The sequence below is a fragment of the Ureibacillus sp. FSL K6-0165 genome (genome assembly GCF_038004285.1).
In the GTDB taxonomy this organism is placed as follows: domain Bacteria; phylum Bacillota; class Bacilli; order Bacillales_A; family Planococcaceae; genus Ureibacillus; species Ureibacillus thermosphaericus.
In genome coordinates this window covers 1062946-1084236 of record NZ_JBBOQS010000001.1, presented here as the reverse complement: position 1 = coordinate 1084236, position 21291 = coordinate 1062946, and the positions used below count along the sequence as shown (strand labels likewise).

The 21291-nt window shown below is 39.2% G+C and carries 26 protein-coding genes, 5 pseudogenes and 1 riboswitch; of the genes and pseudogenes, 3 read left to right on the top strand and 28 right to left on the bottom strand.

The genetic code is table 11. From position 1 onward, the window contains the following. Positions 1 to 97: 97 nt before the first annotated feature. The 19 genes and pseudogenes from cbiQ to NST00_RS05255 all read right to left on the bottom strand — a co-directional run. Positions 98 to 655, bottom strand: coding sequence for a cobalt ECF transporter T component CbiQ (gene cbiQ, locus NST00_RS05345; RefSeq protein WP_339287838.1), 558 nt, complete (start codon positions 653 to 655; stop codon positions 98 to 100). After that, positions 652 to 936, bottom strand: a complete 285-nt coding sequence (locus NST00_RS05340) for an energy-coupling factor ABC transporter substrate-binding protein (protein ID WP_015863803.1) — start codon at positions 934 to 936, stop codon at positions 652 to 654. Before NST00_RS05340 ends, cbiQ begins: the two co-directional genes overlap by 4 nt. Position 937: 1 nt before the next feature. Beyond that, positions 938 to 1676: pseudogene (locus tag NST00_RS05335) on the bottom strand (energy-coupling factor ABC transporter permease). Then, a complete protein-coding gene (locus tag NST00_RS05330; RefSeq protein WP_340709717.1) occupies positions 1673 to 2071 on the bottom strand; it encodes a (2Fe-2S) ferredoxin domain-containing protein in 399 nt (132 codons plus the stop codon). The pseudogene NST00_RS05335 and the gene NST00_RS05330 overlap by 4 nt, the downstream one beginning before the upstream one ends. A gap of 125 nt (positions 2072 to 2196) precedes the next feature. Then, a riboswitch (cobalamin riboswitch) is annotated at positions 2197 to 2388 on the bottom strand. Positions 2389 to 2447: 59 nt separating this feature from the next. After that, positions 2448 to 2933: pseudogene (gene rraA, locus NST00_RS05325) on the bottom strand (ribonuclease E activity regulator RraA). Positions 2934 to 2987: 54 nt separating this feature from the next. Beyond that, positions 2988 to 4481: pseudogene (locus NST00_RS05320) on the bottom strand (phage tail tape measure protein); the annotation flags it as partial. A 259-nt stretch (positions 4482 to 4740) separates the two neighbouring features. Further along, a complete protein-coding gene (locus tag NST00_RS05315; protein ID WP_057995373.1) occupies positions 4741 to 5124 on the bottom strand; it encodes a hypothetical protein in 384 nt (127 codons plus the stop codon). Positions 5125 to 5139: 15 nt separating this feature from the next. Next, a complete protein-coding gene (locus NST00_RS05310; protein WP_061114365.1) occupies positions 5140 to 5736 on the bottom strand; it encodes a major tail protein in 597 nt (198 codons plus the stop codon). A 3-nt stretch (positions 5737 to 5739) separates the two neighbouring features. Further along, positions 5740 to 6087: a hypothetical protein gene (locus NST00_RS05305; protein ID WP_339287823.1), complete on the bottom strand. Its 348-nt coding sequence runs from the start codon at positions 6085 to 6087 to the stop codon at positions 5740 to 5742. Beyond that, on the bottom strand, positions 6084 to 6515 hold the full coding sequence (locus NST00_RS05300; protein ID WP_339287821.1) for an HK97-gp10 family putative phage morphogenesis protein: 432 nt from the start codon (positions 6513 to 6515) through the stop codon (positions 6084 to 6086). Before NST00_RS05300 ends, NST00_RS05305 begins: the two co-directional genes overlap by 4 nt. Further along, positions 6508 to 6843, bottom strand: coding sequence for a head-tail adaptor protein (locus tag NST00_RS05295; RefSeq protein ID WP_339287819.1), 336 nt, complete (start codon positions 6841 to 6843; stop codon positions 6508 to 6510). The genes NST00_RS05300 and NST00_RS05295 overlap by 8 nt, the downstream gene beginning before the upstream one ends. 3 nt (positions 6844 to 6846) lie before the next feature. Continuing rightward, positions 6847 to 7155, bottom strand: a complete 309-nt coding sequence (locus NST00_RS05290; RefSeq protein ID WP_339287817.1) for a head-tail connector protein — start codon at positions 7153 to 7155, stop codon at positions 6847 to 6849. A gap of 14 nt (positions 7156 to 7169) precedes the next feature. Further along, positions 7170 to 7397, bottom strand: coding sequence for a Head fiber protein (locus tag NST00_RS05285; RefSeq protein ID WP_339287815.1), 228 nt, complete (start codon positions 7395 to 7397; stop codon positions 7170 to 7172). A 17-nt stretch (positions 7398 to 7414) separates the two neighbouring features. Beyond that, complete coding sequence (locus NST00_RS05280) at positions 7415 to 8008, bottom strand: phage major capsid protein (protein WP_445286344.1); 594 nt, start codon at positions 8006 to 8008, stop codon at positions 7415 to 7417. Between the two features lie 73 nt (positions 8009 to 8081). Then, positions 8082 to 8768, bottom strand: coding sequence for a head maturation protease, ClpP-related (locus NST00_RS05275; RefSeq protein WP_339287813.1), 687 nt, complete (start codon positions 8766 to 8768; stop codon positions 8082 to 8084). Continuing rightward, positions 8737 to 10020, bottom strand: coding sequence for a phage portal protein (locus tag NST00_RS05270; RefSeq protein ID WP_339287811.1), 1284 nt, complete (start codon positions 10018 to 10020; stop codon positions 8737 to 8739). The genes NST00_RS05275 and NST00_RS05270 overlap by 32 nt, the downstream gene beginning before the upstream one ends. A gap of 21 nt (positions 10021 to 10041) precedes the next feature. Then, positions 10042 to 11646: a terminase large subunit gene (locus NST00_RS05265; protein ID WP_339289642.1), complete on the bottom strand. Its 1605-nt coding sequence runs from the start codon at positions 11644 to 11646 to the stop codon at positions 10042 to 10044. A gap of 125 nt (positions 11647 to 11771) precedes the next feature. Continuing rightward, positions 11772 to 12026 carry an alpha/beta fold hydrolase gene (locus NST00_RS05260; RefSeq protein WP_340709716.1) on the bottom strand — a complete coding sequence of 85 codons (255 nt, stop codon included), beginning with the start codon at positions 12024 to 12026 and terminating at the stop codon, positions 11772 to 11774. Next, positions 11998 to 12081, bottom strand: a pseudogene (locus NST00_RS05255) (hypothetical protein); the annotation flags it as partial. The gene NST00_RS05260 and the pseudogene NST00_RS05255, both read right to left, overlap by 29 nt. A gap of 220 nt (positions 12082 to 12301) precedes the next feature. Here NST00_RS05255 and NST00_RS05250 point away from each other — a divergent pair. After that, positions 12302 to 13039, top strand: coding sequence for an ISL3 family transposase (locus NST00_RS05250; protein WP_340709715.1), 738 nt, complete (start codon positions 12302 to 12304; stop codon positions 13037 to 13039). A 477-nt stretch (positions 13040 to 13516) separates the two neighbouring features. On the opposite strand, the gene NST00_RS05245 is transcribed toward NST00_RS05250, so the two are convergent. The 9 genes and pseudogenes from NST00_RS05245 to NST00_RS05205 form a co-directional block, all read right to left on the bottom strand. Continuing rightward, positions 13517 to 13918, bottom strand: a complete 402-nt coding sequence (locus tag NST00_RS05245) for an arsenate reductase ArsC (RefSeq protein WP_014097261.1) — start codon at positions 13916 to 13918, stop codon at positions 13517 to 13519. Between the two features lie 17 nt (positions 13919 to 13935). Then, the gene (gene arsB, locus NST00_RS05240; protein ID WP_340709714.1) at positions 13936 to 14988 is read right to left on the bottom strand and encodes an ACR3 family arsenite efflux transporter; all 1053 of its coding nucleotides are present in this window, start codon (positions 14986 to 14988) and stop codon (positions 13936 to 13938) included. Positions 14989 to 14993: 5 nt separating this feature from the next. Beyond that, on the bottom strand, positions 14994 to 15260 hold the full coding sequence (locus NST00_RS05235; RefSeq protein ID WP_331855312.1) for a DUF2703 domain-containing protein: 267 nt from the start codon (positions 15258 to 15260) through the stop codon (positions 14994 to 14996). Positions 15261 to 15307: 47 nt separating this feature from the next. Continuing rightward, the gene (locus NST00_RS05230) at positions 15308 to 15523 is read right to left on the bottom strand and encodes a DUF2703 domain-containing protein (protein ID WP_340709713.1); all 216 of its coding nucleotides are present in this window, start codon (positions 15521 to 15523) and stop codon (positions 15308 to 15310) included. Further along, positions 15516 to 15788, bottom strand: coding sequence for a hypothetical protein (locus tag NST00_RS05225; RefSeq protein WP_340709712.1), 273 nt, complete (start codon positions 15786 to 15788; stop codon positions 15516 to 15518). Before NST00_RS05225 ends, NST00_RS05230 begins: the two co-directional genes overlap by 8 nt. Before the next feature lie 110 nt (positions 15789 to 15898). Next, on the bottom strand, positions 15899 to 16102 hold the full coding sequence (locus NST00_RS05220; protein WP_340709711.1) for a hypothetical protein: 204 nt from the start codon (positions 16100 to 16102) through the stop codon (positions 15899 to 15901). Further along, complete coding sequence (locus NST00_RS05215; protein WP_340709710.1) at positions 16099 to 16533, bottom strand: DUF7768 domain-containing protein; 435 nt, start codon at positions 16531 to 16533, stop codon at positions 16099 to 16101. Before NST00_RS05215 ends, NST00_RS05220 begins: the two co-directional genes overlap by 4 nt. Next, positions 16533 to 17284 (bottom strand): annotated as a pseudogene (locus NST00_RS05210) (phage antirepressor KilAC domain-containing protein). The gene NST00_RS05215 and the pseudogene NST00_RS05210 overlap by 1 nt, the downstream one beginning before the upstream one ends. Before the next feature lie 407 nt (positions 17285 to 17691). Next, positions 17692 to 17835 (bottom strand): hypothetical protein, encoded by a 144-nt coding sequence (locus NST00_RS05205; RefSeq protein ID WP_172597784.1) that lies wholly within the window; start codon positions 17833 to 17835, stop codon positions 17692 to 17694. A gap of 1044 nt (positions 17836 to 18879) precedes the next feature. Between NST00_RS05205 and NST00_RS05200 the strand changes: the two genes are divergently transcribed. Both NST00_RS05200 and NST00_RS05195 read left to right on the top strand, forming a co-directional pair. After that, on the top strand, positions 18880 to 19137 hold the full coding sequence (locus tag NST00_RS05200; protein WP_340709709.1) for a hypothetical protein: 258 nt from the start codon (positions 18880 to 18882) through the stop codon (positions 19135 to 19137). A 365-nt stretch (positions 19138 to 19502) separates the two neighbouring features. Continuing rightward, positions 19503 to 21074: an IS1182 family transposase gene (locus tag NST00_RS05195; RefSeq protein ID WP_016839668.1), complete on the top strand. Its 1572-nt coding sequence runs from the start codon at positions 19503 to 19505 to the stop codon at positions 21072 to 21074. The last annotated feature ends 217 nt before the right edge of the window (positions 21075 to 21291 follow it).

The following is a 21291-nucleotide window of genomic DNA, read 5'->3' as shown; positions in this document are numbered from 1 at the left end:
TTTCGTTATATGTTTCCACATGAACATAGGTCATTTCATCGGAAACTCCGCGCGCCCATAAAGCAAGGCGCAACACTTCATAGGAATGCCATATTTTTTAAAAAAGCTGGAACACCAACATCCCACCATGCCGCCAATGGTTTCCTCCATTTCTTGCTTTCATTGCTACGTATAGCTCTTCTGCTGCTTTCTCGAAAACAAATACAAACCGATACATAAAAAACAACAACTCAATGATAATGGATGGTACTTTCATTCGTTTGAGCACATACAATATCTCTGGAAACGGGGTAGTCATCAAGAGGAAAAATAAGCAAGACCATGCCGCGACCGAACGAGAGAGCAAAGACATTGCGATGAAAATTTTCGAACGGTCAATGGAAACATGAAAAGATTTGTCTATCGAAACAAGCAAAGCTGGAAAACTCATCATCAGAAACAATGCCACGACTCCGAGGGCTTTGGCGTACACCTTCCACGAAACACGCGCATAACCGATAATCCAAATGGCAAGCCAAATCGTCATCATTACTTGCGTTTTCCAGTTTCCTGTGATGGCCATCATTAATAACAGAAGCGCAAATATCACTTTTTGTTCGGGGCGTATTGTCCGCAGGCGGTTATCGTAAGCGATGGTGTCAAACTGCCGGATCATTTTGCTTCCTCTTTTCGGTTCGCCCGGCCTTTATAGACGCCGATAATATAGCCAATAATTCCGGCACCGATTGCCGCCTGCACAGAAAACAGCAACGTTTCCACCTCTCCGCCTGGCGGCTCAAATATGGTTTCCATCCAAGGTTGATAATGAGGAGCGAGCTTCTGAATCATTTTTTCCGCCTGGCCATCCGTGCCGCCAAAATCAGAGTGATGAATGAACAATAACGGCGCTACTACCAGTAAAACAGCAATAGCAAGAAGAAAAAGACTTCGCTTCATATTACACTCCCCTCTCTAACTGATTTAGTTCGCCGCTACTGTAAGTGGTTAAGAAATTCCAAACGACGACCGTAAGCAGCCCTTCTGTAATCGCCAGTGGTATTTGCGTGATAGCAAAAATGCCGGCAAATTTGGCAAACGAAGCGAAAACCCCACCTGTCGCATCCGGGAACGCCAGCGCTAATTGCAATGAGGTGACAACATATGTGCCAAATCAGAGAAAAATGCAGCGAAAAAAATCGTCCAGCGTCGCGATATATTCCATTTTTTTCAAAACGATAAATGCCGTAAGCCACAAGCGGGCCGACGACTGCCATGGACATGGCATTTGCCCCTAATGTCGTCAATCCGCCATGTGCCAGCAATAACGCTTGAAACAGCAATACAATGCTTCCCATCACTACCATCGTTCATGGGCCAAACAGCACCGCACCGAGTCCTACCCCCGTTGGATGTGAGCTGTTCCCAGTAACGGATGGAATTTTTAAGGCGGACAGCACAAACGTAAATGCCCCGGACAGCGCAATGAGCAGCTTTAGTTCCGGATGCTCGCGTGTAATCCGAATTAGTAAACGCATACCGATGATCAAAAATGGCAAAAAAACAAGCCACCAAAAAATCGCCCATCCAACAGGCAAAAATCCTTCCATAATATGCATCGCAAATGCCGATGTGCTGCCGGTAAACGTAAAATAGACGACTAAACCGCAAAGGAAAAGGGCGACTTTCCATTTTTTCATGCTTTCGTTCCTCCCGTTGCTTTACATAATTTCGAGATTCCTAGAGGGGTGTTTGATTGTTTTGTCATCATCAATCCTTGCTTCTCTTCATAACGGTACGTTATCGTTTCTTCCAACCATTCCCCATCTCGCAAATGCCTTTGCACAAGCTCCCTTGCTTTTTCCGGCGTCACACCGTTGTACCATACGCCTTCAGGGTAAACGATGACTACACACGCGTCTTGGCAACGGCCATTGCAGCGAGTCCGCGTCGTATGTACAATGCCATCTAACTCCAGCATCGCGATTTCTTCGCGGATGGCAAGCGTTACTTCTTCTCCCCCTTTACGAATGCAGCTGCCTCCATTGCAAATCAGCACATGATGTTTCATTCCGATTAAGTTCCATGTTGTCATGTTGAGTCTCTCCTTTTTTGCAAAATAAAAAGCACCTCTATACGCAGAGGTGCAGAAAAATGCATACAAATATAGCAAAAAAAGTATACCATTCTCCCGCACGTCTACCTATAATCCCGTAGGTATCCGTCCGAACAAATAAGGCAGGTCTCCTGACTTAGGATCATCGCTTTATTGCGCCTTCCCGAAGTTTCCTTCAGTGACATGATGCAACAAAGCTCCCCATCACAGTGGCGGGTACCGTGACGGATTTTCACCGTACTTCCCTTTTAAGCCTATTCTCTAATGAGAAAGGCACCTTATTTGTTTGGCATATAATGTCGATTTTTCAAAGAACATTTCTGTTATTCATAGTAGTACAAATTTTCAAACATCGTCAACCACTTTTTTTCAATAAGTCCGTTTTCGCCAATACAATCCCGTCTTGATCAGTGTACACATAGGCGCCTGGCTCCCAACGAACGCCGCCAAATTCGAGCGCAACGTCCCGTTTTCCCTTTCCTTCTTTTTTGCTTTTCACCGGGCAAGTGCCAATCGCCATCACCCCAAGCGGCATATTGGCGATTTCTGCGGAATCGCGAATGCATCCGTGAATAATCACCCCGGCAAGCCCGCGCTCACAAGCGATCTGGGCAAGACGGTCTCCGAGCAGCGCGCAATTTCGCGAACCTTTTCCGTCTACGACCAATACGGTGCCCGCTGGAACAGTTTCGAGCGCCTCACGAACGAGCACATTATCTTAAAATACATCGACCGTCGCGATCGGTCCGGAAAATTCCGCTTTGCCGCCGTAAGATTGCATCGGCAGCTGGCATACTTGCAATTCACTTAAAAATTCATCGCATAAATCAGCTGTTTTCATCACAATCTCCTCCTTGCCATGTCTTATATTTGACATCCTTTGTCAAAACTCCTTCTGCTGGACTCCACGGTATCGTGTGAAACGAAGACCGTGGAGTTCTTTGCTTTCGGCGAAACTTCGCTCAATCGTCGATGGACGTACCGATCGCAACACTTTTCCTCTCATCGATAATCGTTGTTTCCGCATTCGTTCGTAGATATCTTGATGAACGGAAACTCGAAATACACGATCCTTTGCGCCTTTTGCGGCAGGACATCCCACACAACTTCCTTTTACTGCTGGTTTGTACTCATGATATCCAGAACGGGTGGACGTGGAATACGTGAACTTTACACCACAGGGACACGCATACACATCGTCTGTGACTTGCTGGAACTTTACGGAACGACAATCGGGATGTTCCTTTCGATGAAAACGTCGATACGACATATACGCCAAAATCCCTTTTTTCTCTAATTCTCTTGCTAGTCGGGCGTTATAATAGCCAGCGTCTAACACGATTTCTTTAGGAGAATATCCTACTCGCTGTTGAACACGCTCGATTCGCTCCATCAAAATACGATGACCAGGCACGGTGGCGGCAGTCACGTAAGCTAAATCTTGCCCAGCATTTTTCATTGTTGCACCTGCAACAAGTATACCTTCCCCTAATTGCTGTACATCTGTGTTGGACTTTTGTGATGTCTTTGCCATTTTGTCCATATACAAATCCATATCAGCAATTTCAAGACCTAAGGCAGCCATCGAGTATGTCACTAAATCAGATGCTCTTGCTAAATCCATATCACCCGCGGCAGCAAGTGTAAGCACACCTGGAAGTTCTCCTATCGCCTGTTCTGTATCATATCCCGCTAAAGCTAGATAATTTAACGCTTCGGCTGATTCATATGCCGAGAAACGTGTACTTGCTCCCGCATCTTTTGCTGCTTGAGATAATTTATTAAAGGCTTCTTCCCCTTCTTCGCCTGTAAGTCCCATTGTTGCCTGAACTTGCTTCATGGCATCTTCATATTCACCGTAAACATTTAAAGAGTCCTTAATAAATTTACCTGATGCGACTGCCCCAGTTCCAATTGCCGCCATGGCAGCCGCAGCTGCTTTTAAACCTGCCACCAATACTTTACCCGCAATTTCACCAGCTGTTTTTAAACCATTCACAAGTTTTTCTACTTTTTCTCGATTAAGATTCTTTACTTCTTCTTGTAAGTCCTTCAGTTCACGTTCTAAGTTATTTAACTCAGCATTCGCATTATTTAACTGGGTTTGCCAAGAAAGTGTTCTTCTATCATTTTCTCCAAAGGATTCAGCAGCATTGGCAAGGGCCTTTTCTAGCGTTGATATTTTTTCCTTTTGTGCATCAATTTCTTTATTCAATACTGCATTTCTTGCTGTTATTGCTTTAATAGATTTATCATTTCTATCGAATTCTGATGTCACTAATTTCATTTCTGAGCCTAACACTCTGAAACTTTGGTTAATTTCCCGTAGAGATTTCTTAAATTCTCGTTCCCCTTCAACACCAATTTTAAGACCAAAATTGTCTGCCATACTGCCACCTCCTATCCATAACAAGTAAAAAAGCACCTCTTTGATTTGAGGTACTAGTAGAAACTTTATATTTAAATACCATATGGAATAACTTCATCAATTGAAAGTTCATTTTTAGGTTTTGTGAGACCTGTGAATTGTTTGTGGATTTCCCATTGATCAAGTAAATGGCCAATAGGCATTAACCACACTTCTTCTTTAGTCCTTTTTAGCTGCGTGACTCCATAATAAATAAGTCGAGCAAACATTTCTTCATCGTTTACTCGACCACTTCGTTTTTTGTATCGGTTTCCTCCGACTCAATATATCGTTTTGTCCCTTTAAACATTGCTTCCATAATTGCATCTTTAAAAGTTGCCATCTCAGCAGGAGATGTTAACAGTTCCACATCATCTTCCGTTAACAATTCTTTCTTTTCTTCGTTCAATCGATTATGGATATAAATACTTTGATTGGCAAGTAAGGTAATTAACCAGACAATTTCATCTAAAGCCATCTCAAAGTTTTCAGCTTTCATTAACTTTTCACCTAAATCTTCTAGGCCCCCATACCTTTTTGCAATTTCCTTTGTCGCTTTAGTTGTTAAGATTAATTCATAGTCCAAACCACCGATTGATATCTTTGCACTTCTTTCACTCGTCATAATTGTTCACTCCTTTTATCCTTCAGTTCCAGCAGCAAATACTGGTTCATACACTTCGCTATACCAACCGGTGATAATTTCTTGGTTTACCCCATCATCACCTTCGCTCACTTCAGCTTTCCATGGATGCTTTCCTTGCCCATCAAGTTTGTTTCTCCGTAAAACCGTGCCTTCAATTGTTGGAGTAGAGAAAGTAATACTATCTCCTTTTGTCGCAAGGTTTGTTGCTGGAATACCAAATTTCACTCGGTATAGCCAAAAATATCGGTATTTTCCATTTGCCTTTTTCGCCCTAAAACCAATTGCAACTGGATCTCCACCATCTTCACTTGTTGAAATTAAGACATGGTTATCGTCAATTGTTGCCCCAGTTAAATCACTAGCTGCGGCCACACCGATATCATCAATACCAAGCGATAATGTTCCACTTTGAAATTCTTTAATCACTTCAGCCGCACCATCGTCTGCATATAAAGTTGCTTCAGCTAACTCAACAGATAATTCAGCGCTAATCGCCTTTGCTAAAGGAGTAGGAGTTTCATAGGTTTCATCACCATTTTCTCCTTCTGTTATTTTTGCATAATAAAGTCTATCCAATCCGATAGTTGCCATGAATCATTCCTCCATTTCAAATTCATAATATTTTGCTACATCAATTGCTAAATGGTGATAACCAGTATCATCTTCATGCCCGATATATCTCCTATCTGTAATAAAAAAGTCCGCACCCAAAAGAGTACGGACTAAACTATTTTTAATTGATGTATAATTCTTTTTTGAAAACAACGAAACTCTAACCTCCTGAACATCGTACTTCGGGAAATTATCCGCATGTAATTCAAACATCTCTACAATCGGTGTTATGACAATATATAAATCAGGAGCAGTATCAGAAAAGATACCGGTTTCAACTGGAATACCACATTGTTCTGCAATTTGAGTCACTTCGGCTAGTACACTCATATACTTTCCACTTCTTCTTCCAATTTTTTAATCATTGCTTCCATACAAGGCTGTCTTGATGTTCTTCTTGCAGGTTTTAAAAATGGCTTTGCAGGTTGTCCAGATTTTCCATATTCGATGATGTTTGCTAATTTAGCATTGCTCACCCCGTCTTTACTCGGTTCATTAAACCCTACTTTAACATTGTGGTTTCCCCTGCGGTCAACTAAGGCGGGTGATACTCCTAATGCAGATACTAATTCACCTGTTGATCTACTTGGCAGTTTTGTATCTTTTCCAATTACCGAACTTAAATTGGACTTCATTTTATCTAATACCACTTCTCCCCCTGCTTCTAGAACCCTCGGAACGATTTCATCTGTCTTACTTCCCAATCTAGATATCTTCATCAAGAATTCTTCTGGCATTTTAATATTAACTTTAGCCATCTGCTGCCACCACCTTTTTTGTTAAAACCTCGATATACATATTTCTATTTTTCACATTATCAACGCTTACTACTTCATATCGCCCATCATCACATACAATAAACATTTTCGGTTTAATGGTTAAATCGGGAATGTTTCTAAAACGAAATAACGAATTCGCTTCAGAAAAGGCTGCCCTATTTGCCCAAGTCTTACTACCAAAGCGTTCTTCTTTGTATGCTGTCACAGATGCTAGGATTATATCGGTTTCTTCACTGAAAGACTCTTCATCTTTTACAATTTCACGTGTTACGATATCGATAAATGTACGCATTTTACCAAAACTCATACGCTATACCTTCCAATCTCTACCTAGCCTTAATAAAAGGTTGACTGTTTTCCAAACTTGCTCTCCAGCAAGTGCGCTATCTGCGAAAAATCCACCTGTACTGCCATCTCGACTTTCGTAAAAGTGTGATGCCAACATGATAACCGCTTGTTCCGTTGTCGCGGGCATATTCTCATCTAAATATGTGCATTCTTTAATATGTTGATAACTCTCTGCATAAGAAATGGCGGCAGTGATGTACATTTCTATTAAAGCATCATCTTTATCATGTTGGAGTATTAAATTAGCCTTTACTTTTTCTAGTAATGTCATTACTTTCGCCACCTTTATTCTTCTGACATATAACCAGATGTTTTTAATTTCGATAGTAATGCATTAAAATCCGCAACTAAGTCTTCTATTGTTTTTGCTGTACTATCAGATTGATTTGCCATTTTTTCATTTGAAGAAGAAGGAAGGCCAGTAACCTTCGCTCCTTCTTCAATAACAAGCTCTCCACCAATAACCGTTTTCTCTCCGCCTTGTTCTGTATAATTTTTAGTGTTATACCCCATCGCACTCTACCCCTTTATTATTTTTGTTGTAAGACTTTGATTGCTTCTGGCAAGATCAACTTTCCATCGACACGTTGACTGGCTAAGAAACCAACTTGACCTGTCGTTGCAAATAATTCGTTTAATCGTTTGAATGAACGACCTTGACGATCCGCAATCCAGTAGTAACCAAAATCACCGAAAGCAATCGACTTCACTCCACTCGCTATTGTAGGTGCATAAGCTGATGTATAGATTGGACAATTCAATAAAGTATCTGGCGTACCCGCTGTTAATGATGGTTGCCATAAATATTGTCCTTGGCCATCCTTTAATTTTCTAATTGCTTTTACTGTTGCATCATTCATAATGAATACTGCATTTTTACGATAAGGCGCCTTCAAAGAAAACACTAAATCAATAATCTCATCTGCAGTAATAGCTGTGGTAGATGCTGCTGTTACTCCAAGTTCAGCACCGCCAGTATCATTAAAGATTCCCGTCGGTTTTCCCTCGCCATTACCTACAAGAAATGCCTCTTCCTCTTTAGCACCAATTCTTCGAGCAAACTCAGTTGAAATATAGTTCTCTAAATTAAACACACTATCATTTAACAATTCATCTGAAACCAAATGCTTTAGCTGCCTCCCATGCTTTTGCTCTCTTCTCTCGTAATTCTAAAATTTTATTCATATTGATTTCCTCCTAATATTTCAATAAATTAAGCCGCTCATAAAGCGGCTCAACTGATTGTTTTACTTGTGGTTTTTGTATTTTGTTTAACAGTGAATTTGTAACTGCTCGCCTACTAAAAACGAAACTATTTTCAGGTTGGTTTTCATCTTTACCATTTGCGAACATAATGGCATCCGCAAATCCCAGTTCAATTGCTTTATGTGCATTCAGCCACGTTTCAGCATCCATTAATTCCGATAGTTTATTTCTTGATAAACTTGTTTTAATTTCATAAGCGTTAATAATGCTTTCTTTTACTTCATCAAGCATATACACCGTCTTTTTCATTTCTTCACTATCACCAATTGCAACAGTAAACGGATTATGAACCATCATTAGGGACGTTGGTGACATTTGAATTTCAGTGCCTGCCATCGCAATCACAGATGCTGCCGATGCGGCAATGCCGTCAATTTTGACTGTGACATCACCTGGATACTCCATTAACATGTTATAAATTTGTGCAGCTGCAATACAGTCACCCCCCGGAGAATTAATCCAAACTTCGATATCACCTTTGCCTTGCACGAGTTCATCCCTAAAGGCAGATGGTGTGACTTCATCATCAAACCAACTTTCCTCTGCTATTGCCCCATATAAATGAAGGGTTCGTTTGTCAGTTTCATTATTCTTTGTCCAGTTCCAAAACTTCTTCATCTTCGGTTTCCACCTTTTCATATTTCTTTGCAAACACACCTGCGTCTTGGAGTTTCGTCATATTCCCATTGATTAAATATAAATCTCCTCCAAGTTCATCCGGTATTCGGTCTAAATTCTCAAGTTCACGAATGTCATTAGCACTCATCCAGCCATTTTGCCTTGCTGTTGCATAGCCACTCATTCGTGAAGCATAATCACCTCTAAGCAATCCATCTACATTAAATTTCACAAAGTATGCTTTCTTTTCACTTTTAGTAAACAGTGAACGACTAATTGCTTGTTCCCACCGAATAACCCATGGATCAAGTGTGTATTTAACGAATTCTAATGATTGTTGCTCTATATTAGAAAAGCTCGACTTTTCCAAGTCACCGACCATATGTGGTGGCACTCGGAAAATTCGAGCAATCTCGTTAATCTGAAATTTTCTTGTTTCTAGAAATTGTGCTTGATCGGGTGCAATTGCGATTTCTTGATACTTCATCCCTTCTTCTAATACAGCAACTCGATGGGCATTACTTGAACCTTGATAAGCTTTATTCCAACTATCCTTTACTCTTTGGGGGTCCTTGATAGTTCCTGGATGTTCTAAGACACCACCTGGTGCCGCTCCATTAGTAAAAAACTTTGCACCATATTCCTCAGTGGCCATTGCTAGACCGACTGCATTTTTAGCCATCGCAATTGGTGAATATCCAACTAAACCATCAAAACCAAGTCCGGGTATATGAAGTACATCTTCAGCTTTTAATGCAACAGTTGTCTCCTCCGACCCGTTCATTTCTTCAAATGTTTTTGTGTATAAATAATATAAATTACCTCTCGTATCTCTTTCGACTGACATTTTATTTGGCATAAGTGGATAAAGTGCAATAACCTCCCCTTTTCCATTGCGAATGATCTGAGCATACGCATTTCCCCATAATAAAAGATGAGTCATTAATGTTTCTCTAAACACAAATGAACTCATCTCAGGATTTGGTTCGTCATGAAGTAAAAAATATAAGGTATGGGATATTGCTTTTTCCTTCCCACCTGTATCTGTGTACTTATATAAGTGCAGTGGTAAACCTGCTACCGCTTCAGCTAGTATACGTACGCATGAATACACTGCAGTCATTTGCATCGCAGTAAATTCATTAACGGATTTTCCACTACTAGAATTTCCGAAAAAGAAACTATAGTTACTTCCAAATGAATAGTTTTGTGGTTTGTCCCTTGCTTTAAACAAATTTGTAAACCACCGCATATGAACATCACCTCCTTAACGTTAGAACACAATCAATCCTCTACCATCATAAACAGAATCACTTGTTCCGCTTCTTCTTATCGCTCGGTCAAGTGCCATAATTGTTGCCACCGCACCATCAATCTTTTCCGTTGATTTTTCTTTATCTGGTTTAATGTTTCCAGCTGGATCCGTCCGAACATGAATGTTATCCATCATCCAACGTAAAACTGGGTGCCCACCATGCGCTAGCTTTTCTTCTAGTGTTAACTTCATTAATTCTTTTGATGATGGACTCATATCTTTAAATCCCTGTCCAAATGGAACTACTGTAAATCCTAACCCCTCTAAATTCTGGGTCATTTGAACTGCACCCCAACGGTCAAATGCGATTTCCTTAATGTTGTACTTATGCCCTAATTCTTCAATAAACTTTTCAATATAAGCGTAATGAACAACATTTCCTTCCGTTGTTTGCATATATCCTTGTTGTTCCCACACATCATAAGGCACCCTGTCTCTATCTACACGTTGCCTGATGTTTTCTTCTGGTATCCAAAAGTATGGCAATATCACATATTTATCATCTTCATATTCTGGTGGAAAGATTAAAACAAATGCTGTGATATCTGTTGTTGATGATAAGTCCAAACCTGCATAGCACCCCCTGCCAATTAAACTTTCAGGATCAACTGGTAAACCACACCTATCCCACTTTTCCATTGGCATCCATCTGACAGATTGTTTTACCCATTGATTCAGTCGCAACTGTCTAAACAGGTTTTCCTCAGCAGGATTCTGCTTCGCACTTTCACATGCTTGTTCGACCTTCTCAATATCAACTGTAATTCCTAGTGATGGATTTGCCTTCTTCCAAACCTCTGGGTCCGTCCAATCATCATCTTCTTCTGCGCCATAGATAACGGGATAAAATGTAGGATCTATTTTCCTTCCCTCAAGTATATCTTTTGCTTTTTGATGTACTTCATAACATATTGAATGTTGATCATTTCCCACTGTTGTAATTAAGAAGTACAATGGTTGTTTCCTTGCATCTCCTGAACCGTGGGTCATAACATCATATAGCCTTCGGTTTGGCTGTGCATGAAGTTCATCAAATACAACCCCATGAACGTTCAATCCATGTTTTGTATAAGCCTCTGCAGATAACACTTGATAGAAACTACCCAATGGCTTATATATCAATCTTTTTTGTGAAAGAACCGGTTTAAATCGTGCCTTAAGTGCGGGTGATTGCTCCACCATATCAACCGCAACGTCAAATACAATCGATGCTTGTTGCCTATCCGCAGCACATCCATACACTTCTCCACCATGTTCAAAATCACCACATGTTAAAAGTAAGGCAACCGCAGCGGCGAGTTCTGATTTTCCCTGTTTCTTAGCTATCTCAATATAGGCTGTATTAAACTGTCGATATCCATTCGGCTTTATCGTTCCAAACACATCCCGAATAATCTGCTCCTGCCAATCTATCAAGTCAAAGTTTTTTCCAAACCATTCACCTTTTGTATGCTTTAAACAGTTAATAAAGTTTACTGCATGGTCTGCCGATTCTTTGTCATAGTATGATTGTTCCGCTTTAAAAATCGTTGGCTTGTATACTTCTAGTTTTCCGATTACCATCACCTCCCACAAAAAAATATTAAGTTTATTTATGAGATTTTGTACGAACAAAAACCCAGATTATTTTCTGGGCTTCAACAAATTATTTAATTGTTCTACATTTGTGCTCAATTGCAAAATATTATTTATAATGATTGCACAAAAGAAATTAGTAACTCGTTAAATTCTTCATAGTTATCATAATTTGCATTATGCGATGCATTACTTATTTCCTTTAACGGATATCCCGTTTTCTTTGCCCAGTTATGACAATATTTTTTCACGTAACCTGTCTTGTCATACTCTCCATAAGTAATTAAGACTGGACAATTGAACTGCACTTCGTCTTCAATTTTTAAAAATTCATCATAAGCAGATTCTATCTGTCTGCTCACAGGCAATCAGTGTGCTTCCTGAACCACCAAAAGGATCAAGCACGATACAATTAGAAAGGCTTCACTCATCAGCCTTGCAGCATTTAAAGGTGCCTAAGTTGCCATGGAAGCGTCATCACCTTCAAGGTAGAGATATCCGAAAAAGATATTGCGATGAAACATCATGTTTCTCATGCCACTGTCAGTCGTGTCATTGACAGCTTTTATAGCTACTATCAACCAAATGTTCACTACCTTCCAAAGCATTTGTGTTTTGATGAGTTTAAATCGCAGCTGGAGCGATGTCCTTTATTTTCTGCGACTCTGAAACGGGGGAGATTGTGGATATCGTGGAGGACCGGAGATTACATGTCCTCAAAGAGTATTTCTTACGGTATTCCAAGAAGGCGAGAGATGCGGTAAAAACGATTGTCATCGATATGTACAGCCCTTATATTTCCTTAATTCACGAAGTTTTCCCTAAAGCGGAAATCGTACTCGACAAATTCCATATCCTCCAACTATTTAGCAGAGCTTTAAACAAAACGCGCATCAACGTCATGAATCGGGATAAAAAGAATTACAATAAATTGAAAACATACTGGAAGCTCCTTCTGAAAGATCAAACAAAACTTGATTATAAGAACTATAAATATCATCGTTGCTTTAAAAAGCATATGTGTGAGGTGGAGATTCTCCACTATCTCATTGATTTAGATTCTGAATTAAAAGCGTCCTATGAGTTATATCAATACGTGCAACATTGCATAAAAATCAAAGACTTTGAGCTCCTAAAGAAAACATTAGAGAATAAACAAAATATCGTTTCCAGCTATATGAAAACCGCCATCAAGACAATCAACAAATACATCAATTACGTCGAGAATACGCTAAAGTACGATTATAATAACGGCATTTTAGAGGGGATTAATAACAAAATCAAAGTGATTAAACGCATTTCTTTCGGTTATCGATCCTTCTATCACTTTAGAAACCGCATATTCATTACCCAAAACTTAGCGAAAATAAAAACAGCTTAGGGGAACCTCGAATTTCCCCTAAGCCATCCGATTACACATCACCAAATAATGTCACTAAAATTTATTCACCAACACCATTTGACAAAGAACCTTTAATTATCTATCCTGCCTTCTCAACCCCAATAAAAAATCTAACCTATCAACTCAACCCCTATCACTTTCATGGTAGTTGACATGTTTCCTCAAAGAATAAAAATAAGGGTTTCCCGACATTAACGTCCTCGACAAAGATGTCATGAGAAAAATTCAATGTCAGGAAACCCTTTATCTATAAGTGCTTAAAGTATCTTTATTTCTCAACCCTTGACATCAATACCACGCACTCCACATGCAACGAGCGGGGTGGATTGATGTCTTTTACATTGTCGGTAGTCGGAAACAAGTCAAAGGCACTTTTTGCACTATCGGTAGGCGGGAACATATCGACATATATAATTATAACGCCAACTACTAGATTTGTAATTGGCGTTATAATTATTATGACTTTAGTTTTGCTTTTAACTCTTTTATTTTTGTTTCTATTGTTGATATTACTTTTTTAAATTCCTCATCACTCTTACCTGTAGGATCATCCAACCCCCAATCTTCCCTGTGTTTACATGGAAGGTAAGGGCATTCCACATTACACCCCATTGTAATAACAATATCTACTGGAGGTATTTCATCAAGCAACTTTGAATGTTGAGTTTTCTCCATATCTATATCATAAAGCTCTTTCATTAGGCGCACAGCATCCTGGTTAATTTGAGGTTTTGTTTCTGTGCCAGCAGAGTAGCTTTCAAATATATCTCCTGCAAAGTGCTTACCAAGTGCCTCGGCTATTTGGCTTCGACATGAATTATGAACACATATAAATGCGACCTTTAGTTTATTACTCATTAAGCATTACCTCCTTTCTAGCTTTTTTCTGGAAACCAGTGCCTTGTATTATTCGCTATCTTTACTAATATCAACATAACAGGCACTTCTGTTAGAACCCCTACAATGGTAGCAAGTGCAGCTGGGCTTTGTGTTCCAAACAATGCAATCGCAACGGCAACTGCCAGTTCAAAAAAGTTAGAAGCACCAATCATACCAGCAGGCGCTGCTATCTCATGAGGTAGTTTTATAACCTTGCTTGCTAGATATGCAATGAAAAAGATTAGGAAAGTCTGAATAATTAATGGTATAGCAATTAAAACAATATGAAGTGGATTATTCAGAATTACATCGCCCTGGAATGAAAAGATTATTATTAATGTTAGCAATAGACCTATGGTAGTGATATTCCCAAACTTCGGTATAAAACTCTTTTCAAAGTAATCGAGTCCTCGCTTTTTTGTGATGTAATTACGGGTAATTATACCACCAGTCAGCGGGATAACAACAAACAATACTACAGATAAAACAAGAGTGTCCCAGGGTATGGTTACACCGCCCACACCTAGAAGAAACGCAACTATGGGCGTGAAAGCTATGAGAATTATAAGATCATTTGTTGCTACTTGCACGACGGTATAAGCCGCATTGCCTTTAGTCAAATAACTCCATACAAATACCATCGCTGTACACGGTGCCGCTCCAAGAAGTATTGCTCCCGCAAGATAGTCTTGTGCCAATTCTGCCGGAATTAGAGATTTAAAAATTACAAAGAAAAACAGCCATGCAATGCCGAACATGGTAAAAGGCTTTATCAGCCAGTTAGTTATCCATGTAACAAAAAGCCCCTTAGGATTTTTTCCTACATTTCTAATACTTTGAAAATCTACTTTTAGCATCATTGGATATATCATAAGCCAGATTAAAATCGCCATAGGTATTGAAACATTTGCATATTCAAAACGTCCTAAAAACGCTGGGATTCCGGGTAAAAACTTTCCAATCAATACCCCTGCAAACATACATAAAATAACCCATACGGTTAAGTACTTTTCAAAAAATCCAATTCCACTATTACGTTCCTTACTCATGTAAATCAATCCCCCTTTCTTTCTAAGCTATCAAAAAATGTAATTAAGTTTTGTGGGATTTCATATTTATCATTTGATAAAGGGATTGAACCATGGCCACTATAAACTTCTTTCAAAATTGCGTTGATAATCATGGATTTTGGAGGTTCCGTATACTCTATACCATCCTGCACCCAAACCCTGCAATCCACAGAGTCACCACACAGATCCCCACATTCCTTACAGGAAGATTCCTTAACCTCAAGAGCAATATCCCTGGCATTTACACGAATTGTTGGAGAACTTAAAAAATGGTTTTTAATGGCTAACTCCCTCGAATTTAATTAATCTTATTAACTACTATCTCAAATCCTGCCTCACTTAATACTGTAGATACTTCATTGACTGCATCATAGAGGTTAGTTTCAGTTCCTTGACACCTCTTACATACACTTAGGTCGAGATAAAGAAAATCAATTATAATCTGCCTTTTTTCCTGTTCTTGTCCGCAGCAATCACTGCCACAAGAGCAACAGCCAGCATCACTTTTATTCATCGCTTTTACTACCTCCAGAAAAGTCCATTAAATTTTCAATTGATGCATCCTGAAACCAGGGGATTGCAACAAAGTTATCAGCACTTATTTGCTTAACTTTTTCCAGCCATTGCTTTTCAGCATCAGCGCGAGCTATTAACATACTATTTTTAGTATTCGTCAATGAAAGGCACTGATTAACCACCCACCATTTATTATTAATTCCCGCTCTATTTAGGTCATCACCCAGTCTCTGAGCTTCAAATACCCGTGTTGCTTCAGGCAATGTAACAATAATTTGAAATCGAAAAGCATACTGATTTGCTCCCAGATATTCGGTCTACCATAATCCATATCAAGGGTAAGTAAAGAACGGCAGAGAACATTGCCCTTCTTTCACCTTCCTTCTTTTAAATGTCCTCCGACAAAGCCGCCCACATCTTTGATATCATCTTGCTGACCCTTTTTAAGTTTCCGATATTCTTCTACTGTTTCCGTAGTGCGTTGCGTCGTCTTTACACGGGAGCAAAATTCCTCCCAGGAGATATCTTTGTTTTTCCATTTCTTGTCCATCCGGCTGTTGCCCACAGCGATTTTCATAAGCTTTCGACCTCCTCATGCTCTGGACTAAAATATCTGACCGTTTGTCTGCGTTTCTTGGCTACTTCAATCTCCCTTGCCATACCGCTTGAGATGGTATTGCCTAGCACCCAAACCTCGGAGCATTTGCCCATAAGCACGATGTCCATAAATATGGCAAGTTCCCGTTCCTCTGGATTTTCATCATCCATAAACTGTAGAAACATAAGGTGGGGAGCAATCGGAATACAGTTTTGATCTAATGCAAACCTGCAAAAACTGCGAGCCTTTTTAATGTTTCCTTCTACATCACCGGAATAGGGAGAACAAACATGTACAAGTGGCTTAAAGGCAGATTTTTTCTCTGCCTTTTTCTTTCTTATTATGTTGGTCAGCGCCTCATGGGGAGTTGGGTCATGGTATCCTTCATGATTAAATTTATCAATTCCCATTACACACCCTCCATTTCTATCTGCGGCAAAATACCATCTGCCTTCAACAGTTCGTAAATGAAGAGTCTGCCTTTTTGAGTCCAATATGTATGGACTTTTGTATGCAGTTCACCGTTACTACCAATGTAGCTATGTGTCTTGGTGCAGGTATAGCCTTTTTCTGCATACTTCTGATATAAAAGCCAGATGCCACCTTGTTTAAATTGGATGCCTTTTTATTAAGATAGCGGTTCATCCAAATAGCTGACTTGCCGTAATCTTTGGCAATTGCTGATGTAGAAATGAGGTCTTTGCAATTTAAAACCACATCATAATAGGAGACTTTTGGTTTCATTTCTGCAATTTGCTGATTCTGAACAGCAACCGTACCTTCAAGCACTTTATTTTGTTTCCTTACTTGTGTTAGCTGTTGATTGGCAATCTGAAGTGCCCTTGCCATGATTGCTTCTGGGGAATTCCATCTTCTTTCTATTTCAAGAAAGTATTGACGACACTCTTTCCCTTTTGGAGTACGCTGTATCATGCACAACTCTTTTGCCATGTCAATTGTTAACTGATGGTCAATGCTTGGTCTGCCTCCAGTACTTTCACTCAAAAATGAGCTAAAGTCAGATCCTTCCTCAAATCCGTACTCACACATTTTTGGAAACCAATCTTTATAAGCGGTCTTTACTTCCAAGGCTTCATGTAAATCACGACCGAGTACGGTTGGTCGTTGATTTCCATAATTGATTTTTACTAATTCGTCCATACGAATTACCTTCTGCAATATAGTCAGAGAGGAAACCCCTCTACCTAATAGCCACAGGAGGTAATGAATGTTGAGGATTTTGAAAAAATAAATTATACATCCGGATTTTTGTTCGAAATTTGTGTATGTAAAATAGATTTAAAAGCTGATTCAGTAATTTTCTACTTTTACAAACGGACTAGATTGATGAACAAAAAATGGTAACGTAAACTGTAATAGGCCTATAGGATTTGGAGCTAATAAGAGAAGAGGAAAACAATCATTTTGGTATCATATTTTATCTATGACCTGGATGAGTAAGGTTGGTAGAGCCTCGAGGAGAATCAATTAAAAATCGAGTAGGAGGGAGCGATTAACTCCCGTCCTCTCACACCACCGTACGTACGGTTCCGTATACGGCGGTTCAATTAAGATAATTGACGCAAGTTTTCATAACTTCCGTGAATAGCTGTTCTCTTTATGCCAGTGGTCACTCCACCCTCCAAGAGGTCTCCCACGGGATTCACCGCTTCCTTCCTCAAGTGAGGTACTACGTTTTCTGTGTTCATCATGACTCACTGAATGCCAAGGGCTATTCTCTCTTAATTGTTCGGTCCTTCTTAGTAGTTCTAAACCAACTAATACTATGACCTCTGCTGACTTCTGACGGTTCAGCTACTTATCACTAAGTAGGTTATGAAGCGTACTTCACATATCCGCCAGACCTCCCCGGGTAAGTACATGCACTTTCACACCATCTATCCGCCTCATTTACTCGATATGACCTTCGACAGAAAGAGCTTTGTTTTGTTACGCAAACTCACTCAATCATACCTAGCCTTATATGAGGTTCGTGTTCCTCGGACCGGTGTTTTGCCTCCAGCTTCCTTCAGATTCCGCGTCACCACGGACACCCTTGCGTTGAGCTAACCTCTACTTCTGTCTTCGGGGTTCGGGACTTACACCCTATAGTTCATGTACATGCCGGGCGCACATAAAGCAATCGGTCATTCACCGATTGCTGCAAATTTGATAGGTTACTTCTAGGATCGATTGATTCCTCCACTTTTGCTGGGGATTTAAATCACTTCTGGGATCTTTCCCATCACTTTGGCTAAGGATTCAATCACTTTTAAGCACTTTCCCATCACTTTGGCTAGGGATTCAATCACTTTTAAACGCCATTCCATTACTTTCCCCTAACATTTTTACGCACCTTTCCATCACTTTGGCGGGTGATTCAATAATCAATCTTTTGTTTCCACTACTCGATCGACTCTCAACTTTTGAACATGTAAATAGGTCAATGCCCTATATCTCAAGGATTTATGACTTTTCATCTCGTTGATTCCGACTGGTCTCAAACCAGCGACCTCCACCCTGTTAAGGTGAAACAGAGGATTTTCTGAATTTTATTTGATAAAGATAAGACCTTTAACATTTGAAAAATGTTGATATATCAAGGTTTTGCTAATTTGAACATTCGTTAGGTAATACCGAATTTATCGAATGGCACCATTTTGGGAACCAAATTCGACACCAATTATGGCACAGTCCTCTAAAGGTTGATGTGACAAGCTTTCCGACAATATTAAATTGGAAAGAGGGCTTTTAAAATGAATAATAACGGTCAACATATCATATTAGATTATCTGGTCAAGCTTATAAAAGATGAAAGAGATTATATCCAGGGACAAAAGGAAGATATATTATTACTTATTGACTCAATAATAAAAAATCTTGAGCAGATTAAGCATCATACTAACACAGAAGGAGAAAATTACATCAATGTTGATCACAATCTTATAGTTATCCAAAATAGGCTACAAAGTCTAATTAATACCTTGCAAGGAATCAATTTTGCGAAAAGGTAAATAAGAATATATCGAGATGTAATACGAAAATTGAATGCCTATTTAGAAGATATAGAATAAACTACTAAGAGCTTGGGACAAAACCCTAGCTAATAAAAAATCGTCACTTATGATTTTTCATGAAGTGACGATTTTTTATGGAAAACGTTGTTCTCCGTTCCGGCCGACGCTTTCCGCGGGCACGGCTCAAGCCTCCTCGGTACTCGTACCTCGCACCTGCGGGGTCTTGAGGCTCGTGCTGTTCCCGCAGGAGTCGCGGCCTCCACGTCGAACAACTTAACTTTCTTAAATTTATATAAACAAAAAAAGAGGCTCTTTTGATAAAATTAAGTCACCACAACAAAATCTTAGAAAGGAGCCTCTTTATGTTTAAATATTATAACATGAATCAATTAGTTTTACCTATAGATTTAGAAGTTATATTACAAGAAAATGATATTGCCTACCATATTCATCATTTAGTCGAAAGCATTCCAGACGAAGCTTTCGCTCCGTTTTATAAAGAAACTGGTTGTCCATCCTATCATCCCCGAATGATGTTAAAAATTATCTTGTGTGGTTATACGCAATCTGTCTTTTCAGGTCGTCGTATTGAAGATTTAACAAAAGATAGCATTCGGATGATGTGGCTAGCTCAAGGATATGAACCAAGCTATCGTACCATTAATCGTTTTCGTGTACATCCCCAAATGCAAGAATTAATCCGTCAATGTTTTGTACAATTCCGTTGTCAACTTATTGAAGAAAAATTAATAGATGAAAAAGCCGTTTTTATTGATGGTACTAAGATTGAAGCGAACGCAAATAAATTTACATTTGTATGGAAAAAGTCGATCGAAAAGCATCATGCCAATTTAATTAAAAAATCAAATGAAGTCTATGACCGTTTACTTGAAGAACAAGTCTTACCAGCAATTGAACGTGAAAATGAAGAAGAGCTTTCAGTAGAAGAACTAAAAGAAGTAGCATCATCTCTTGAAAAAGTAGTCGATGACTATTCTACAAAAATTGAAGCTTCTGAAGATCCGGTGGAACGAAAACGACTACGTAGTGAAAGGAAAACACCAAAACAGATATTAAAGCAAGTGAATGATTGGATTGCACGCAAAGAAAAGTATCAAAATGATTTGGAGATTCTACAAAACCGTAACAGCTATTCTAAAACGGATCACGATGCGACATTTATGCGAATGAAAGATGACTATATGAAAAATGGACAATTAAAAGCAGGCTACAATATCCAAATCGCAACAGAAAATCAATTTACACTTGCTTATGATGTATTTCCAAATCCAACAGATACGAAAACATTGACACCTTTCTTGGATACGATTGAAGAACGGTATTTTGATTTACCAGAATATATAGTTGCGGATGCTGGATATGGTAGTGAACCGAATTATGATGACATTATGATAAAACGAGAACGAACACCTTTGATTAAATATGGGATGTATGAAAAAGAGCAGAAGAAAAAATACAAGGATGACCCATTTAAACCAAGCAATTGGATATATGATGAAGTAAATGATACCTATATATGTCCGAATCAAAAAACTCTTTCATTTAAATTTGTTTCGACACGTAAGGATTCTTCTGGATTTGTTCGTCAATTTAAAGTGTACGAGTGTGAAGATTGTACAGGTTGTCCAATCCGTCATTTATGTACGAAAGCAAAAGAAAGTACGAATCGAAGATTGCGTATAAATTTGAAATGGGAACAACAAAAAGCATATGTACAACAAAAGCTTTCAGAGCCTGAAACTGCCGAAATCTATCATCAACGTAAAATTGATGTAGAACCAGTTTTTGGATTTCTGAAGGCTATTTTGGGATTCACACGATTTTCCGTTCGAGGAAAATTCAAAGTAAAAATTGAAATGGGAATTGCCCTAATGGCCACAAATTTAAGAAAATATGCACTACGAGGGGTGTAAAACCCTCATGAATTGGATGAAATTGTAAAAGGGTGAGCTGTTTCAAACAACTCACCCCTTATTTTTGAGGTTGAAAAATACTTATGTCCCAACCTCTTATTTTAATAATTATGGTTTTTATTAGCAGTATTAGTTATTTGGGACTGCTTACTACGCTAACTAGAGGAAAGTAGCTGCATAAGATCAGCTATTTCTCTCTGCTAACATGTCCGTTTCC